Raw genomic sequence first — 19,471 nt, forward strand, 5'->3', positions numbered from 1 at the left:
TGCGTAGGAATTCTGTTCGAATTGAACGTTTTGCTTAATGGGATGAAAGATTTATCAGTAAAATTCGGTTGAAAAAAATCGAATGGATGTTCGATTTTTCTCTCGACAAACGAATTTAAAACAGGTATAGTAGAGATAGGTTTTTGAGAAGAAAGCTAAATAATGATATATGTGTTATTTAATAAGGAGGAATTTATTGTGAGTGATCGTAAAGCAGCCTTAGAAATGGCGTTAAAACAAATAGAAAAGCAATTTGGTAAAGGTTCAATCATGAAACTTGGGGAGCAAACTGATCGTCAAATAGCAGTTTCACCAAGTGGTTCTTTAGCATTGGACGCTGCACTTGGCATTGGGGGATATCCAAAGGGACGTATTATTGAAATCTATGGACCTGAAAGTTCAGGTAAAACAACAGTAGCTTTACACGCGATTGCGGAGGTACAAGCAACTGGAGGACAGGCTGCATTTATTGATGCCGAGCATGCTTTGGATCCTGTTTATGCTTCAAAATTAGGTGTTAATATTGATGAATTGCTTTTATCACAGCCAGATACTGGGGAACAAGCGCTTGAAATCGCAGAAGCTTTAGTACGTAGTGGTGCTGTAGATATTCTAGTAATTGACTCAGTAGCTGCACTTGTTCCGAAAGCCGAGATCGAAGGAGAAATGGGAGACTCACACATGGGGTTACAGGCCCGTTTAATGTCTCAAGCTCTTCGTAAGCTTTCAGGTGCTATTAATAAATCAAAGACAATTGCCATTTTTATTAACCAAGTTCGTGAAAAGATTGGTGTTATGTTCGGAAACCCTGAGACTACACCTGGTGGAAGAGCATTAAAGTTTTATAGCTCTGTACGTGTAGAAGTCCGTCGTTCGGAGACATTGAAGCAAGGTAATGAAATGGTTGGTAATAAGACTAAGATCAAAATTGTGAAGAATAAAGTAGCTCCTCCATTCCGTACTGCCGAAGTAGATATCATGTACGGTGAAGGTATTTCTAAAGAAGGAGAGATTATAGATATCGGTTCTGATTTAGAAATTGTTCAAAAGAGTGGAGCTTGGTATTCTTATAACGGTGAGCGTATTGGACAAGGACGCGAGAATGCTAAGTTATTCTTGAAGGAAAATCCAGAGCTACGCCTTGAGATTCAACAAAAAATCCGTGATCATTATGGTCTTGATGGGGTTCAAGTATTACCTGAAGATGATGGTCAAGAAGAATTGGAATTAATGGAATAAGCTAAGTGGCAGCAAAGCGAAATCGCTTTGCTGTTTTTTAAAGCTTTATAGTATCCTTTTAGTTGGAAAAACCCGTCAATTCAGATACTTGACAATAAAATTTCACACCTTTACAATTAATATGTATATTTTACAATTTTTAATGATGATTAAAACGTGAAAAAGCCTTTGTGCTGTATGTTGATGAAGAACAATGTACATGCCGACAGTTTAGAAACGTAAAAAACAAAAGTTCATAGCAAGAGGAGGTGAAATGATGGATTTAGTACCTGTAATCATCTCCATTTTGCTTGGCCTGTTCGTCGGTGCAGTTGTTGGCTATTTTGTTCGTAAATCCGTTGCTAAAGCAAAGCTTGTAGGCGCTAAAGATGCGGCGGAGCAAATTTTAGAGGATGCGAAGCGTGATGCAGACTCTATTAAAAAAGAAGCTCTGCTAGAAGCAAAGGATGAAATTCACAAGCTTCGAACAGAAGCTGAACGTGAAGTTCGTGATCGAAGAAATGAGTTGCAAAAACAAGAAAATCGTTTGATGCAAAAAGAGGAAAACCTGGATCGAAAAGATGAATCGTTGGATAAACGTGAATCGCAATTAGAAAAGAGGGACGATTCTCTTAACAAAAAACAACAGCATATTGAAGAGATGGAAAGCAAAGTGGACGAGATCTTAAAAAGGCAACAAACTGAGCTAGAACGCATCTCAGGCTTAACTCGTGATGAGGCAAGATCCATCATTTTAGAGCGAATGGATAAGGAATTATCACATGAAGTCGCTCTAATGATTAAAGAGAGTGAAAATAAAGCAAAAGAAGAAGCGGACAAGAAGGCAAAAGAAATCTTGTCACTAGCGATTCAGCGATGTGCAGCAGACCACGTGGCAGAAACCACTGTATCTGTTGTAAGCTTGCCAAATGATGAAATGAAAGGTCGCATCATTGGTCGTGAGGGCCGTAATATTCGTACGCTTGAAACTCTTACAGGTATCGACCTTATTATCGACGATACACCAGAAGCTGTTATTCTTTCGGGATTTGATCCAATTAGAAGAGAAACGGCTAGGTTAGCTTTAGAGAAGCTAGTTCAAGATGGTCGTATTCACCCAGCACGTATTGAAGAAATGGTGGATAAAGCTCGTCGTGAAGTGGATGAACACATTCGTGAAATTGGTGAACAAACGACCTTTGAAGTTGGGGTTCATGGTCTCCATCCAGACTTAATTAAAATTTTGGGCCGCTTAAAGTTCCGTACAAGCTATGGTCAAAATGTTCTTAAGCATTCCATTGAGGTTGCTCAACTTTCTGGCTTACTTGCTGCAGAACTTGGTGAGGATGAGACATTGGCACGCCGTGCAGGATTGCTTCATGATATCGGTAAAGCAATTGACCATGAAGTAGAAGGAAGTCATGTTGAAATTGGTGTTGAGCTTGCAACGAAGTATAAAGAGCACCCAGTTGTCATCAATAGCATTGCTTCACATCATGGCGATAGCGAACCAACGTCTGTCATTGCTGTCTTAGTAGCAGCGGCTGATGCCTTGAGTGCTGCTAGACCAGGTGCAAGAAGAGAGACGCTAGAGAATTACATTCGTCGCTTAGAGAAGCTTGAAGAGATTTCTGAGTCTTATGAAGGCGTTGAGAAATCATTTGCTATTCAAGCTGGTCGTGAAGTACGAATTATCGTAAAACCAGACCAAATTGACGATTTAGAGTCTCATCGACTTGCAAGAGATATCCGTAAGAAAATCGAAGCGGAACTCGACTACCCAGGTCATATTAAGGTAACAGTAATACGTGAAACAAGAGCAGTTGAATACGCAAAATAAAACGGTGCATATTGCATCGTTTTATTTTTTTGATAGGCGGATTTTGGGATAGTTAACTATTTTCTTTAAAGCCATCTCACGTTTTATAAAATATAAGCATTCTGTGCTATAATGGACTACTAGAATGAGAAGTAGAAAGGGATTAACATATGGATATTTTGTTTGTTGGTGATGTAGTAGGGTCTCCGGGCCGTGATATGATCACAGAATATGTTCCGAAGCTAAAAGAAAAATACCGTCCACATATTACAATCATTAATGGTGAAAATGCTGCTGGCGGAAAAGGAATCACAGAAAAAATTTATCGTAGCTTCTTAGAGGTTGGTGCACAAGCAGTAACTATGGGAAATCATACTTGGGACAACCGTGAAATATTTGAGTTTATTGATAAGGCCAAGTATCTTGTAAGGCCAGCTAATTTTCCTGAAAATAATCCTGGTAAGGGGATTGTTTACATAAAAATGAACCAGATTGAAGTTGCAGTCATCAATTTACAAGGCCGTACGTTTTTGCCTCCAAGTGACGATCCGTTTTTGAAGGCTGATGAACTCATTGCAGAAGCAAAGGAGAGAACGCCGTTCATTTTTGTTGATTTTCATGGAGAAGCAACAAGTGAAAAGCAGGCTATGGGATGGTATTTGGATGGTAGAGTTTCTGCTGTGGTTGGGACTCACACTCATGTTCAAACTGCTGATAACCGCGTCTTGCCACAAGGAACAGCTTATATATCAGATGTTGGCATGACAGGACCGTATGATGGGATATTAGGAATGGACCGTGAGATTGTATTAAAGCGTTTCTTAACCAATCTTCCAGTTCGTTTTGAAGTTCCTACAGCTGGACGTACTCAATTAAGTGCGGTCTTAATTCAATTAGATGATAAAACAGGTTTAGCGAAAAAAATCGAACGAATTTTAATAAATGAAGATCACCCATTCTTTTCCTAGTTGAATTTTGTAAAAGAACTAGGTGAAAATCGCTTTTCCTTGTGAAATTATTTGCCCCATTTTTTCCATTATTTCGTCCAAGCTGGAATATGTTTTTTCTGCTTGGAATATAGTAGCAATGGAATCATATATACCTGACTGTCCAATACGAGGGCATCAGGAGGGGTTAATGAGGAGGAGCTAGGAATGGAAATATTAAAAGTTTCAGCAAAATCTAATCCTAATTCTGTAGCTGGTGCGCTTGCCGGAGTTCTGCGCGAAAGAGGTGCTGCAGAAATCCAGGCGATCGGGGCGGGTGCATTGAATCAAGCCGTGAAGGCAGTAGCAATCGCAAGAGGATTCGTGGCACCTAGCGGCGTAGATTTAATCTGCATCCCGGCCTTTACAGACATCCTGATTGATGGAGAGGAACGAACAGCAATTAAGCTTATTGTCGAACCTAGATAACAGCAAAAGTGATGACCCTGTTTGCTATGCAAGCAGGTTTTTTCTTTCTAAAAACAAAAAATAATTAACTATTATTAATGTATTTGAAATGAAAAAATATTCATAATTTCGTCAATATTTGCTCGGAAAGACTTGCATTTTTTACTACATAGGTCTAGAATTGAAAGCGTTTAGTACCCTTCTTTTTCAAAGGTTTGAGATCAGGAATTGTACTACTCATGAGGAAATTTCTAAATGTTGGATTATGGTTATTAATACGAATTTTATAAAATAGATAGAATTTTTTATCAATATCATATTCGTTTTTTTAACTTTAATAATGCATTATGAAATGAACTCGCATAGATTAAATAATCATTTTTACATATTTCTTAATGTATCCGAAGGGGTGTAAGACATGATCAATCAACTTTCTTGGAAAGTTGGCGGACAACAAGGGGAAGGTATTGAAAGTACTGGGGAAATTTTTTCAATTGCTCTGAATCGTATGGGCTACTACTTGTATGGTTACCGTCACTTTTCATCACGAATCAAAGGCGGACATACGAACAACAAAATCCGCGTAAGCACAACACAGGTGCGGTCTATCTCCGATGATTTAGACATTTTGGTTGCGTTTGACCAAGAAACAGTAGATCTGAACTACAAAGAACTTCATGACAAAGGGGTTATTATCGCAGACGCGAAATTTGACCCGAAGCAACCAGAAGATACGAATGCTGCATTATATGCGGTGCCATTTACAGATCTTGCAACAGAACTTGGAACATCTCTAATGAAAAACATGGTCGCAGTTGGTGCTACATGTGCTGTATTAGATTTAGATATTAATAGCTTCAGAGAAGTAGTACAAGAGATTTTCGGTAAAAAGGGTCAACAAGTCGTTGACAAGAACATGGAAGCAGTAAAAGCTGGCTTTGATTATATGAAGAGTCAAATTTCTGATGACACAGTTATGCAGTTAGAAAAAGCAGACGGTAAAAAACGTCTATTTATGATTGGGAACGATGCGATCGCTCTTGGTGCGCTTGCTGGGGGATGCCGCTTTATGGCTGCTTATCCAATCACTCCTGCTTCAGAGATTATGGAGTATTTAATTCAAAAGCTACCAGCACTTGGTGGTGCTGTTATTCAGACAGAAGACGAGATTGCAGCAGCTACAATGGCGATCGGAGCAAACTATGCAGGGGTTCGTGCTTTAACGGCATCTGCAGGTCCTGGTCTATCATTAAAAATGGAAGCAATCGGTCTTTCTGGGATTACAGAACAACCGCTTGTAATCGTAGATACTCAACGTGGTGGTCCATCTACAGGATTGCCAACGAAACAAGAACAATCAGACTTAATGGCGATGATTTATGGTACACACGGTGAAATTCCAAAAATCGTTATGGCACCAAGTACTGTACAAGAAGCATTCTATGATACTGCTGAAGCTTTTAATCTAGCTGAAGAATATCAATGTCCTGTCATTGTTCTATCAGACTTACAATTATCATTAGGGAAACAAACTGTTGAACCTCTTGATTATAGTAAAGTGGAAATTCGTCGTGGAAAGCTTCAACAAGAAGAACTTCCAGAGATTGAAAATAAAGGTTATTTCAAACGTTATGAAGTGACAGAAGATGGAGTTTCTCCTCGTGTAATTCCTGGTATGAAAAATGGTATCCACCATGTTACTGGGGTAGAGCATGATGAAACTGGTAAGCCATCTGAATCAGCTGTGAACCGTAATGCACAAATGGATAAACGTTTCCGTAAGATAGAGAATATTAAATTTAATACACCAGTTTATAAAAATGCTCCTCATGAAGAAGCGGATATTCTGATTGTAGGATTTAACTCAACTCGTGGGGCAATAGAAGAGGCAATTACTCGCCTTGAGAAGGATGGTTTAAAAATCAACCATGCTCATATTCGTTTAATCCATCCGTTCCCAACAGATGAATTACTTCCATTAGTGAAGTCAGCTAAAAAAGTACTGGTAGTAGAAAATAATGCTACTGGACAATTGGCGAATATTCTAAAGATGAACGTCGGACATGCTGAAAAAGTAACAAAGCAATTGAAATACGACGGAAATCCATTCTTGCCACATGAAATTTATACAAAATGCAAGGAGCTGTTCTAAAAATGGCAACTTTTAAAGACTTTAGAAATAATGTAAAGCCGAACTGGTGTCCAGGTTGCGGAGACTTCTCTGTACAAGCGGCAATTCAGAGAGCGGCAGCAAATGTCGGTTTAGAGCCAGAACAATTAGCCGTGGTTTCTGGAATCGGTTGTTCTGGACGTATTTCTGGTTACATTAATTCATATGGTTTCCATGGGATTCACGGACGCTCCCTTCCAATTGCACAAGGGGTAAAAATGGCTAATCGTGATTTAACTGTTATCGCTTCTGGTGGTGATGGGGATGGATTCGCGATTGGGATGGGTCATACGATTCATGCGATTCGTCGTAATGTGGATATCACTTATATCGTTATGGATAACCAAATTTATGGTTTAACAAAAGGTCAGACATCACCAAGATCAGCAACTGGTTTTAAAACAAAATCAACTCCGGGAGGTTCTGTAGAGCAGCCAATTTCACCTATGGAAATGGCCTTAACAGCTGGAGCAACATTTGTTGCACAAAGTTTTTCTACAGATTTAAAAGACTTAACGGCGTTGATTGAAGCAGGTATTAAGCATAAAGGGTTCTCCTTAATCAATGTATTTAGTCCTTGTGTAACTTACAACAAGGTGAATACGTACGATTGGTTCAAGGAAAATCTTACGAAGCTAGCAGATATTGAAGACTATGATTCTTCTAACCGTGAACAAGCGATGCAAACATTAATGAAGCACAATGGTTTAGTAACAGGGCTTATCTATCAAAATACAGAGCGTCCTTCTTACCAAGAGCTTCTAAATGGTTATTCTGAAACACCACTTGCAACTTCAGATTTACAATTAGATGAAGCGCATTTTGAAAAGCTCGTTGCGGAATTTATGTAAGATCCCATTCTTATAAGCCTATTAAAACAACCTCAAGATCCTTTGGGGTTGTTTTGTCATTTTAATAAGCTTGGACTGTGAAAGAATGGTTCATGGAAACACTAATAGAAGTGATTTGGTAAATAGAGTCCCCATGAAGGGCAAATGAAGACACTAATCGAAGCGAGTTGGTAAATAGAGTCCACATGAAAGGTTCATGAAGACACTAATCGAAGTGATTATGCAAATAGAGTCCGCATGAAAGGCTCATAAAGACACTAATCGAAGTGATTATGCAAATAGAGTCCGCATGAAAGGTTCATGAAGACACTAATCGAAGCGAGTTGGCAAATAGAGTCCGCATGAAAGGTTCATGAAGACACTGATCGAAGCGAGTTGGTAAATAGAGTCCGCATGAAAGGTTCATGAAGACACTAATCGAAGTGATTATGCAAATAGAGTCCGCATGAAAGATTCATAGAGACATTAGTCTATATGAACTTACAAATAGTGTCTTCCGTAGAGGAGATCAACATTTTGAGTTAGAGACTATATACAGTTCGAAGATTTTTTGTTTTTTACATACAGATAGTGAAAACCTCATGAACAGTAGGTTGCTATTGTATTCGGTCCGTGTAGGGTTTATACTTTTATAATGTGTGTATTAGTAAATTCGCAAATGAAATTTGGAGTAAATCCTAGTAAGAAAGGAGATTCTTCATGAACGAAAATCAACGTTTAGAAGGTCAACAAGTGAAAGCGGCTAATTCTTCGGACAAAAAATCCGAAAAGGATTACAGCAAGTATTTTGAAACCGTTTATGTAGCACCTTCATTAAAGGAAGCGAAAAAGAGAGGTAAAGAAGAGGTTAAATACCATAACGACTTCGCTATTTCTGAAGAATTTAGAGGACTTGGCCAAGGTCGTAAATTCTATATCCGTACTTATGGATGCCAAATGAATGAGCATGACACGGAAGTTATGGCTGGAATTTTTCTAGCTTTAGGATATGAACCTACTGATACAGTAGATGATGCGAACGTCATCCTATTAAACACTTGCGCAATTCGTGAAAATGCTGAAAATAAAGTGTTTGGTGAACTAGGGCACTTAAAGCATCTAAAAACAGAAAATCCTGATTTGCTCATCGGTGTATGTGGCTGTATGTCGCAGGAAGAATCTGTTGTCAATAAGATTCTAAAAACGTATACACAAGTAGATATGATATTTGGTACGCATAATATCCACCGTCTACCAAACATTCTTCACGAAGCTTATATGTCTAAAGAGATGGTTGTTGAAGTTTGGTCAAAAGAAGGCGATGTCATCGAGAATCTTCCAAAGGTTCGTCGTGGCAATATTAAGGCATGGGTAAACATTATGTACGGATGTGATAAATTCTGTACATATTGTATCGTTCCTTATACGCGCGGAAAAGAACGTAGCCGCCGTCCAGAGGAAATTATTCAAGAGGTTCGTCAGCTTGCGGCCCAAGGATATCAAGAGATTACGCTGCTTGGTCAAAACGTAAATGCGTATGGGAAAGATTTTGAGGATATGAAATATGGTCTTGGTGACTTAATGGATGAAATCCGCAAGATTGATATTCCGCGCATTCGTTTTACAACAAGCCATCCTCGCGACTTCGATGACCATTTAATCGAAGTGCTTGCAAAAGGTGGAAACCTTGTTGAGCACATTCACCTTCCAGTACAATCTGGATCAACAGATGTGTTAAAAATCATGGCTCGTAAATATACGAGAGAACAATACCTTGAGCTTGTTCGTAAAATTAAAGCTGCGATTCCAAATGTAGCATTGTCTACTGATATAATCGTTGGTTATCCAAACGAAACAGATGAACAGTTTGAAGAAACTTTATCTCTATATCGTGAAGTTGGATACGAGCATGCTTATACATTCATTTATTCTCCTAGAGAGGGTACACCGGCTGCTAAAATGCAAGACAATGTTCCGATGGCAGTTAAAAAGGAACGCCTTCAACGTCTAAACAGTCTTGTGAACGAACTTTCAGCTGAAGCGATGAAAAAGTACAAGGATCAAGTTGTTGAGGTTCTAGTTGAGGGTGAAAGTAAGAATAACCCAGATGTTTTAGCTGGATATACTCGTAGAAACAAGCTTGTTAACTTTGTTGGTCCAAAAACAGCTATTGGTAAAGTAGTTAAGGTGAAAATAACGGACGCAAAAACATGGTCATTAAACGGAGAAATGCTTGAGCAAGTAGAACGGGTAGAGGTGAAGTAATATGGCGAAGTTTAACAAAGATGATATCGTCGCACGTGCGCGTGAATTGGCTGCAATGATCGCAGAAACAGAAGAAGTAGATTTTTTCAAAAAAGCTGAGGCGCAAATTCATGAGAATGAAAGAGTACGTAAGCTAATTGATGAGATTAAAGGTTTGCAGAAGCAAGCAGTGAATTTACATCATTACGGTAAACCAGAAGCTTTAAAAAGAACGGAAGATAAGATTGCTAAAATTGAAGCTGAACTTGATGCGATTCCAGTTGTTCAAGAATTTAAGCAATCCCAAGGTGATGTCAATGACCTTCTTCAACTTGTAGCTTCCACTATCTCTAATAAAGTGACGGATGAAATCATCACTTCAACAGGTGGAGACCTATTGAGCGGAGAAACAGGAGCAGAAATGAAGAACAAGGAATGCTCTCACCACCATTAAGATAGCGTAAAAATTCCTCTATACCGAAATCTTGGTATAGGGGATTTTTTTGTTCGGAGCCTTTCGCAACATATAAATGAACACAAATTCTCATCACAGAGATTCACCCATTTCTAGGTATATGCATAGGATGTTCTATATTCGAATTAACAATTGAACGCGAAAAAATGGATTAGAACAAGGCTTAATTGGGTGCGTATTAGGCATTCGACATTAATAAAAGGCTGTTTTCGTTAAAATGGTTGTTAAAATCCTAATGCCGTTGGCCAGCGGCCGATTTTAACGTAGAAATAGTCAGTTGGTGCATCGTAACACGTTTGCAAGCTCTTTTCTCATTGATTTAAGACTAATTATTATTGAAAACACAGATTTATTTATTGATCTTTTGTTCCAATAGCAAGAATGTATGAGAAAAGAGCCCAATAAAAAGATAAGCACACTAGTCTAATATCCCGCATAGGATGAAATGAAACTGAATGAGGAGGTTCGCTCGCAATGGGAGAATACAGAGAGATTATCACAAAAGCGGTCGTAGCGAAAGGACGAAAATTCACTCAATCCAATCATACGATTAGCCCGAAGCACTATCCAACGAGCATTCTAGGTTGCTGGATTATTAACCATACGTATGAGGCGAAAAAGGTTGGAAAAACAGTTGAAGTTTGCGGCTACTATGATATCAATGTTTGGTACTCCTTTAATGATAATACACAAACCGAAGTCGTCACAGAACGAGTAGACTATACAGACGTTATTAAACTAAAATACCGCGACCCAGATTGTCTCGACGAACTCGATGTAATTGCTAAAGTATTACAGCAACCAAACTGCATAGAGGCTGTGATTTCCCCGAACGGAAACAAAATCATTGTCCACGTTGAGAGGGAGTTTCTTGTAGAAGTAGTCGGCGAAACAAAAATTTGTGTCGAAGTCCACGCTGATAAGTGTAAAGACGATGATGATGATTGCTTCGATGTAGACGACGAAGAATTCGAAGATTTAGATCCAGATTTCTTAGTCGGCTCTGAAGAGGAGTAAAACAAAGCTAGGAAGGTCATGCTTCCTAGTTTTTTCTTTTCTCGAAAATTGGAAAACGATTGAAACAATACAACCAATTCTTGCCCTATGCTATAATAAAAGAATGAGACTACGAAACAGATTGCTGTTTCTATTAAATGTGAAATGAATGAATTAAAAACATATTAACTCAACACAAATGAGAGTTTTGGAGGATTTATATGGCTGCTACATATACGCCGATGATACAACAATATTTACAGGTGAAGGCAGACTACCAAGATGCCTTTTTATTTTTTCGTCTAGGTGATTTTTACGAAATGTTTTTTGATGATGCCATAAAAGCATCACAAGAATTAGAAATTACGTTAACGAGTCGTGAAGGAGGCACTGAGGATCGAATCCCGATGTGTGGTGTTCCTTATCATTCGGCTCCTCAATATATTGAAAGACTTGTAGAAAAAGGCTTTAAGGTGGCGATCTGTGAACAGACAGAGGACCCGAGACAGGTAAAGGGGATTGTAAAACGAGAAGTCGTACAATTGATTACTCCTGGAACAATGATGGAAGGCCGTGGCCTAAATGAAAAAGAAAATAACTATATTGCCACACTAAGCATTTTTGACGAAAATAGCTATGGATTTGGATATAGTGATTTATCAACTGGGGAAAACCAAGTAACCATACTAGAAGGTGAATTTGAACTTGTCCTGAATGAATTAGCTCTCTCTGGAGCAAAGGAAGTAGTCATCCCGGCAAGCCTAGATGAAGCGCTAAAAGGAAAAATGAAGGAGCGCTTTGGAGCAACTCTATCAATTGAGGATAATGAAAACCTAAATGAGAGTTTTTCTGTGTTGTTGAATGGATTAGAGGATACGAAACTGACGAAGACGATCTCTAGACTATTTAACTATCTCTATCGTACGCAAAAGAGAAGTCTTGATCATTTGCAGCCAGTTACACGATATGAAATCCAGCAATTTATGAAAATCGATTATTATTCGAAACGTAATCTCGAGCTTACCGAGACGATTCGTTCGAAAGGGAAAAAGGGTTCCCTTTTATGGTTACTAGATGAAACAAAGACGGCAATGGGAGGAAGACTTCTTAAACATTGGATTGACAGACCTCTTATTCAAAAAGTAGAAATTTTACGTCGCCAGTCTTTAGTAGAAACGTTCATGAGTCATTACTTCGAACGTCAGGATATTCGTGAAAAATTAACAGAAGTATATGATTTAGAGCGGTTAGCTGGACGAGTTGCGTTTGGAAATGTCAACGCCCGTGATTTAATCCAATTGAAGCGTTCGTTAATGCAAATTCCAGCTCTAAAGGCTATCATTCATGACCTGAACAATGAAGCAGCGAAACTTTTAGCGGAGCAGCTTGATCCTTGTGAAGAAGTGGTCGATATTTTAGAGAGAGCAATTATGGAAAATCCTCCATTATCCATTAAGGAGGGAAATATAATTCAAGATGGATACCATGAAGCGCTTGATCGCTACCGAGATGCAAGTAGAAACGGTAAGACTTGGATTGCCCAATTAGAGCGTGAAGAGCGTGAGAAAACCGGTATTAAAACGTTAAAAGTCGGCTATAACCGTGTTTTTGGTTACTATATTGAAGTCACGAAAGCGAACCTTCACTTGCTGAAGGATGGCCAATATGATCGTAAACAGACATTAACAAACGCTGAACGCTTTATCACTCCAGACTTGAAAGAAAAAGAGGCACTGATTTTACAAGCAGAGGAAAAAAGTGTAGAGCTAGAATATGAGCTTTTTACAGAGATTCGTGAATTTGTAAAAGGATATATCCCTAGATTACAGCAATTAGCGAAAACCGTTAGTGAAATCGATGTTCTACAATGCTTTGCTTCGATTAGTGAAGAAAGACATTATGTGAAACCAAGCTTTTCTGATGAACGAATCATCCTATTAAAGGATGGACGTCATCCAGTTGTAGAAAAAGTCATGAAGGCACAAGAGTATGTGCCAAATGATTGCTATATGGATAAAGATCGAGAAGTCCTTTTGATTACAGGACCGAACATGTCTGGTAAAAGTACGTATATGAGACAAATTGCATTAACAGCGATTTTAGCGCAAATCGGCTGTTTTGTTCCAGCGAATGAGGCAACTCTACCAATTTTCGATCAGGTCTTTACGAGAATCGGAGCGGCGGATGACTTAATTTCGGGTCAGAGTACGTTCATGGTCGAAATGCTAGAGGCTAATAATGCGATTGAGAATGCAACGGAAAATAGCTTAATTCTATTTGATGAAATTGGTCGCGGAACTTCGACCTATGATGGTATGGCGCTCGCACAAGCGATTATTGAGTACATTCATAATCGAATTGGTGCAAAGACATTGTTTTCAACTCATTACCATGAGCTGACTGTACTGGAAGAAGAATTAAAGCAACTGAAGAACATTCATGTTAGCGCCATTGAACAAAATGGCAAGGTTGTTTTCCTTCATAAAATCAAGGAAGGTGCAGCAGATAAGAGTTATGGAATACATGTTGCCCAGCTTGCGAACCTGCCTGCTAGTCTGATTGGTCGTGCGAAAGAAATACTTCATGCTTTTGAAAGTCAAGACGCACCAAGCAGTGGACAAGCACCAACAGTAGAAACTGTAAAAATAGCAGAAACAACAAAAGCATCCGCTGACGCGCAGTTATCTTTCTTCGATGAGAATCCTGTTGTGAAAGAAAAAGCGACACTTTCTAGTAAAGAAAAGCGTGCATTAGATCAAATAAAAGAAATTGATATATTAGAATTAACGCCAATGCAGGCGATGAATACACTTTATGAGCTTCACAAGAAGTTGAAACACTAATTCGAAAAAGGAGTGTGACAGATGGGAAAAATTATTCAGCTCGATGATTTACTTTCCAATAAGATTGCTGCTGGTGAAGTAGTCGAACGGCCCGCTTCTGTTGTAAAGGAATTAGTGGAAAATGCGATTGACGCAAATAGCACGATTATTGAAATTGAAGTAGAGGAAGCTGGACTTTCGAAGATTCGAATTATTGATAATGGTGACGGGATTGAAGAATCAGATGTGTTGATGGCTTTTAGAAGACATGCAACCAGCAAGATTAAAAATGAAAAGGACCTTTTTCGCATTAGAACTCTCGGTTTCCGCGGTGAGGCACTACCGAGTATTGCCTCTGTCTCGCGCTTAGAGTTGAAAACCTCTACAGGTGAAGAGGGGACTAGGCTCGTACTTGCAGGCGGACATTTAGAAGTACATGAAAAAGCATCTGCGAGAAAAGGAACAGATATCCAGATTACTGATCTATTTTACAATACGCCTGCTCGATTAAAGTACATGAAGACCGTTCATACCGAGTTAGGGAATATTACCGACATTGTCAATCGTCTGGCTTTATCTCATCCAGAAGTGTCTTTTCGCTTAGTGCACAATGACCGAAAGCTTCTTCACACGAACGGAAATGGTGACGTGCGACAAGTTCTAGCATCCATTTACGGATTGAACATTGTGAAAAAAATGATTCCAATCCAAGCATCATCACTTGATTTTACAATTAGTGGATGGCTTGCTTATCCGGAAATTACGCGTGCTTCTCGAAACTACATTACAACGATGGTAAACGGACGTTTCATCAAAAATTATCCGTTAGTCAAAGCGATTCAAGAGGGGTACCATACCCTTCTTCCCATTGGACGTTTTCCAATCGTCATGATTAACATTGAGATGGATCCAATTCTAGTAGATGTGAATGTACATCCTTCTAAAATGGAGGTTCGTTTTAGTAAAGAGGCCGAATTGAACCAGTTGGTGGCCCAGACCATTAAAGAAGCATTTCATACGAAAGAGCTCATTCCAACGGGGATGCAACGTGAGCCAAAAGAAATGATTCGGACTGAGCAGCCTTCTTTTGATTTAGATCATCTCCCAATTGCGAAAGAGGAACAGCCTCCAATCGAATATGAGCTTCCAGAAATCGAACCATATTCGCCGCCTGTACAGATTCCGTTTGTTCAGAAAATGGAAAGGATTGTGGAAAAGAGACAGGAAGATCCGATTGTACCGAGTTTCTCAGAGACGGTGGTAGAAGAAGTTGAAGAAACACCAGCACCGATAGAATCACGTGTTCCACCTCTATATCCAATTGGACAGATGCATGGAACTTATATTTTTGCGCAAAACGAGAAGGGTCTCTATATCATTGACCAACATGCTGCTCAGGAACGAATCAAATACGAATATTTCAGAGAAAAGGTTGGACAAGTTGAAAAAGAGTTACAAGAGATGCTGGTTCCTCTAACTTTTGAATATTCGTCTGATGAGACGATTAAAATTATGGAGCACAAGGATAAGCTAGAGGAAGTTGGAGTTTTCCTTGAGCCATTTGGGATTAATAGTTTTATCGTACGTTCCCATCCGCAATGGTTTCCTAAAGGGGAAGAGAAAGAAACAATCGAAGAAATGATTGAACAGATCCTAACGATGAAAAAAGTAGATATTAAGAAATTAAGAGAAGAAGCTGCCATTATGATGAGTTGCAAAGGTTCCATTAAAGCAAATCATTATCTGCAGACAAGTGAAATTCAAGCACTACTTGATGAACTAAGAAGGTCATCGGATCCGTTTACTTGCCCTCATGGACGACCGATTATCATTCATTATTCCTCGTATGATATGGAAAAGATGTTTAAGCGTGTAATGTAAGTAAATCGCCAAGCTCAGGAAACGAGTTTGGCGATTTTTTGTCTTATGGGATCGTCTATTTCTAATATGTGGAAAACAAGATATAATAAAGTTAATCATCAAGGTAGAAAAAAGATTCGTCTGTCATAAATATAGTAGTAGGCCATTCTTAGGGGTGATCAATTGGTTCTATTAGCTGTTTTGCCTTTTTTTATCGGGTTAATTTTGATTGCTTTTATCATTATTGCTGCAGTAAAAAATAAGGAAGGAGGAGAGAAGATGATTCGCCATTTATACACTTATTTAGTTCTTTTTGCGACATTAATGATGGTGATAGGAGGAGGGATCTCCATTTTTATGGCCACTGCTGATTTAGTGAGTCCACCTGCCTATTATCAAAGCTACTCTGATTTTAAAATGATGAAGGAAAGTGAAAAAATATCTCAGGATGATAAAAATACCTTAAGTGAGGATGAGTTAAGAACCCAATATGATCAACTCATTGAAGATGAAGAACAGAGACAGAAAAATAACGCTGTTAATCAAATTATTAAGAGTCTAGGCTTTATTGTGATTCCACTTCCGATCTTCATCTATTTTAATAGATTGAGAAAAAAGATTATCGAAACATGATAAAAGGAATCTTGTTCATCTATTTAGACTAGGAGAATTGCCCATTTAGCTTGTCTACCCATTCCGAACTATAAGTTGTCTACATATAATGGACTAACTGAGAACAGAGGGGAGGCAACTAAATGAACTCGCTTCAAAATGACAAAAGATACTATGGCTACGGAGGACCAGGTGGATATGGTTATCCGGGAACAGGATACGGTTATGGGTACGGCCCGGGTTATGGACCAGGATACAGTGGTTATGGATACGGATATCCGAGTGGCAATATTTACGCTGGATTACTCGGATTAGGAGCAGGCTTATTAGGCGGGAGTCTTTTAGGTCAAGGAGGACATTATGGTGGCTACCAAGGACATCACAATGGGCACAATCATGGCGGAAATAACCATGGCGGGCACAACAATCACAATGGACATCAGCATAATGGAGGGCATCACAGACGCTCTAGATAATATAGTAAAGGACACCTGCATTGTAGGTGTCCTTCCATTTCATTTGATTGATTGTTGGAGTCTTTTCATTAAACGTAAAGAATCGCCAGTACCTAATGCAACTGATTCAAGAGGATTCTCTGCAAGCTGCACTGGAACAAAAATTTCCTTACTAAGCCATTCTTCCATTCCGTTAAGCAATGATCCTCCACCAGTTAAAATAACACCGCGGTCAACGATATCACCACTTAGTTCTGCTGGGCATTCTTCGAGTGTAGCACGAATTGCTTCAAGAATATGAAGAAGTGATTCCTTTAAAGTATCACGAATTTCGTAGGAAGATAGGGTAATTGTTTTTGGTAATCCTGTTACTAAATCTCTACCTCTTACATCCATTTCAAGTTCACGATGATCAACAAGAGCATAGCCAATCTCCATTTTTACTTGCTCGGCCGTTCTCTCACCGACAAGAACATTGTACTGTTTACGAATGTACTGGATAATTTCCTCATCCAATCTGTCGCCACCAACAGTGATCGATTGACATGCTACGACACCGCCGAATGAAATAATGGCAACTTCGGTTGAACCGCCACCGATGTCGACAATCATGTTTGCGACAGGCTCATCGATCGGAAGACCTGATCCGATGGCTGCCGCTACTGGCTCATCAATTAAAATGACTTGCTTTGCACCAGCGTTGCGCGCGGCATCTTGAATCGCTCTTTTATCAACACTAGTTGCTGCTGAAGGGGTGCAAATAACTACATTCGGTTTTCTAACCGTTAATCCTGTTAGTTGAGCAGCTTTTCTCATAATAATTTTCAATAGTTCAGTCGTAATGTCATAATCTGCAATTACTCCATTTTTTAAAGGACGAATAACACGAATATTTGCAGGCGTCTTTCCGACCATTTCTTTGGCATCACGGCCAAAAGCAATGACCTTTTGTGTGTTAATATCAATTGCTACAATGGAAGGTTCGTTGAGTACGATTCCTTTATTTTTACTATAAACTAATATATTTGCTGTTCCTAAATCAATTCCAATTTCATTTGCTGAAAGCATTTTGTTCCCACCAATTCCTTGTTGTTTTTACTTTATATAAATTAGCACGAGATATGTCGAAATTGGGGGTTGTTATCTAATCGTTAAGGAATTGTAATGAAACAAGAAAAAATCGGAAATAACCTAGGACTTTGAATAGGGGTAAAAAGGATTGGGCATAATTGATAAATGTTGAGTAAAATGGTGAATCCTTTAATAATTGCCTTTAAATGTGTTACGATGTATTAGCAAAAGTTCTTTATAAAACACAAATGGAATGAAAAGGCAGTGGCGGTATTGGTGAAACGTGAAAAAGTAGTGGTTTTAATTGGACCTACAGCTGTAGGGAAAACAAAACTAAGCATTGAGTTAGCAAAAGCTTTCAACGGAGAAATCATTAGTGGCGATTCGATGCAAATTTATAAAGGGATGGATATTGGAACCGCCAAGATTACCGATGAAGAGATGGAAGGAATTCCCCATCATTTAATTAACATTAAAGAGCCTAATGAATCCTTTTCCGTTGCAGAATTTCAGGAGCGGGTTCGCAAAAAAATAACCGAGATTACACTACGGGGAAAGCTCCCGATGATTGTTGGAGGTACGGGCTTATACATACAATCCGTCATTTATGATTATCAGTTTTCGGATGCCCCATCGGACGAAGAATTCCGACGTACTCTTGAAAAAAGGGCGGAAGTGGAAGGCAATGAAGCGATCTATCAGGAATTACTGAAGGTCGATCCAGTAGGAGCGGAGTCGATTCATCCGAATAATCTACGAAGAGTTGTTCGAGCGCTAGAAATTGTTCACTGCACTGGAAAGACAATGTCTCAATATCAAGAAAGTCAGACTCCAGATTTGATGTATGATACAGCGATCATTGGGTTGACGATGGACAGAGAAAAATTATATGAGCGCATTAACAAACGAGTAGATATCATGATGGAACAAGGATTGTTAGAGGAAGTGGAGCAGCTTTTTCAAACAGGATTGAAAGATTGTCAATCCATTCAAGCGATCGGCTACAAAGAGATTTATGAATATTTATATGGTAAAATATCTATTGTGGAAGCCGTTGAACAGCTGAAACAAAATTCACGTCGGTATGCGAAACGCCAATTAACTTGGTTTCGTAATAAAATGGATGTGGAGTGGTTCGATATGTCAGATGTGACGACAATCGAAACTTTACATAAAAAAATTACGGAAATTTCTTCGTATATTGAAGGAAAGCTAGAAATAAAATCGAATACATATTAATAGAGATAAAAGAGGAGGATCCCATGATGAAACAATCCATTAACATTCAAGACCAGTTTTTGAATCAGTTGCGTAAGGACGGTATCAGCGTTACAGTATTTTTATTAAATGGTTTCCAATTAAGAGGCCAGATCAAGGGCTTTGATAATTTTACTGTTTTGTTTGAATCAGAAGGTAAGCAGCAGCTTGTATACAAGCATGCGATTTCAACCTTTGCGCCTCAAAGGAATGTTCAAATTGATTTAGAAGGTCCACAACAATCATAA

At 38.9% G+C, this 19,471-nt stretch carries 16 protein-coding genes; 15 read left to right on the forward strand and 1 reads right to left on the reverse strand.

Annotated elements, in window-relative coordinates; translation table 11 throughout:
- Positions 1-198 precede the first annotated feature (198 nt).
- The 13 genes from recA to FA727_RS04070 all read left to right on the forward strand — a co-directional run bounded on the left by recA (position 199) and on the right by FA727_RS04070 (position 16,916).
- Positions 199-1,239, forward strand: a complete 1,041-nt coding sequence (gene recA / locus FA727_RS04010) for a recombinase RecA (RefSeq protein WP_136829425.1) — start codon at positions 199-201, stop codon at positions 1,237-1,239.
- Between the two features lie 256 nt (positions 1,240-1,495).
- Positions 1,496-3,058: a ribonuclease Y gene (rny, locus tag FA727_RS04015; protein WP_136829426.1), complete on the forward strand. Its 1,563-nt coding sequence runs from the start codon at positions 1,496-1,498 to the stop codon at positions 3,056-3,058.
- A gap of 149 nt (positions 3,059-3,207) precedes the next feature.
- Entirely contained in the window at positions 3,208-4,005 is a 798-nt protein-coding gene (gene ymdB / locus FA727_RS04020; RefSeq protein WP_136829427.1) for a 2',3'-cyclic-nucleotide 2'-phosphodiesterase, read from the forward strand.
- A gap of 186 nt (positions 4,006-4,191) precedes the next feature.
- A complete protein-coding gene (gene spoVS / locus FA727_RS04025; protein ID WP_003211281.1) occupies positions 4,192-4,452 on the forward strand; it encodes a stage V sporulation protein SpoVS in 261 nt (86 codons plus the stop codon).
- A 397-nt stretch (positions 4,453-4,849) separates the two neighbouring features.
- On the forward strand, positions 4,850-6,583 hold the full coding sequence (locus FA727_RS04030; protein ID WP_136829428.1) for a 2-oxoacid:acceptor oxidoreductase subunit alpha: 1,734 nt from the start codon (positions 4,850-4,852) through the stop codon (positions 6,581-6,583).
- 2 nt (positions 6,584-6,585) lie between these two features.
- Positions 6,586-7,452, forward strand: coding sequence for a 2-oxoacid:ferredoxin oxidoreductase subunit beta (locus tag FA727_RS04035; protein WP_136829429.1), 867 nt, complete (start codon positions 6,586-6,588; stop codon positions 7,450-7,452).
- 699 nt (positions 7,453-8,151) lie between these two features.
- Positions 8,152-9,696 (forward strand): tRNA (N6-isopentenyl adenosine(37)-C2)-methylthiotransferase MiaB, encoded by a 1,545-nt coding sequence (gene miaB / locus FA727_RS04040; protein ID WP_136829430.1) that lies wholly within the window; start codon positions 8,152-8,154, stop codon positions 9,694-9,696.
- Position 9,697: 1 nt separating this feature from the next.
- A complete protein-coding gene (locus FA727_RS04045; protein ID WP_136829431.1) occupies positions 9,698-10,129 on the forward strand; it encodes a YlbF/YmcA family competence regulator in 432 nt (143 codons plus the stop codon).
- A gap of 495 nt (positions 10,130-10,624) precedes the next feature.
- A complete protein-coding gene (locus FA727_RS04050) occupies positions 10,625-11,167 on the forward strand; it encodes an outer spore coat protein CotE (RefSeq protein ID WP_136829432.1) in 543 nt (180 codons plus the stop codon).
- A gap of 200 nt (positions 11,168-11,367) precedes the next feature.
- Positions 11,368-13,989, forward strand: a complete 2,622-nt coding sequence (gene mutS / locus FA727_RS04055) for a DNA mismatch repair protein MutS (protein WP_136829433.1) — start codon at positions 11,368-11,370, stop codon at positions 13,987-13,989.
- Between the two features lie 21 nt (positions 13,990-14,010).
- On the forward strand, positions 14,011-15,849 hold the full coding sequence (gene mutL, locus FA727_RS04060) for a DNA mismatch repair endonuclease MutL (RefSeq protein WP_136829434.1): 1,839 nt from the start codon (positions 14,011-14,013) through the stop codon (positions 15,847-15,849).
- Between the two features lie 162 nt (positions 15,850-16,011).
- A complete protein-coding gene (locus tag FA727_RS04065) occupies positions 16,012-16,461 on the forward strand; it encodes a hypothetical protein (RefSeq protein WP_136829435.1) in 450 nt (149 codons plus the stop codon).
- A gap of 122 nt (positions 16,462-16,583) precedes the next feature.
- Positions 16,584-16,916, forward strand: a complete 333-nt coding sequence (locus FA727_RS04070; protein WP_136829436.1) for a spore coat protein — start codon at positions 16,584-16,586, stop codon at positions 16,914-16,916.
- A gap of 39 nt (positions 16,917-16,955) precedes the next feature.
- Here the strand turns inward: FA727_RS04070 and mreBH are convergent, their stop codons facing one another.
- Positions 16,956-17,963 carry a rod-share determining protein MreBH gene (mreBH, locus tag FA727_RS04075; protein WP_136829437.1) on the reverse strand — a complete coding sequence of 336 codons (1,008 nt, stop codon included), beginning with the start codon at positions 17,961-17,963 and terminating at the stop codon, positions 16,956-16,958.
- A 276-nt stretch (positions 17,964-18,239) separates the two neighbouring features.
- Here mreBH and miaA point away from each other — a divergent pair, with 276 nt between their 5' ends.
- On the forward strand, positions 18,240-19,205 hold the full coding sequence (gene miaA, locus FA727_RS04080) for a tRNA (adenosine(37)-N6)-dimethylallyltransferase MiaA (protein WP_136831009.1): 966 nt from the start codon (positions 18,240-18,242) through the stop codon (positions 19,203-19,205).
- A gap of 26 nt (positions 19,206-19,231) precedes the next feature.
- Positions 19,232-19,471, forward strand: a complete 240-nt coding sequence (gene hfq / locus FA727_RS04085; protein ID WP_136829438.1) for an RNA chaperone Hfq — start codon at positions 19,232-19,234, stop codon at positions 19,469-19,471.

Source organism: Robertmurraya kyonggiensis, assembly GCF_005116465.1.
Lineage (GTDB): Bacteria > Bacillota > Bacilli > Bacillales > Cytobacillaceae > Robertmurraya > Robertmurraya kyonggiensis.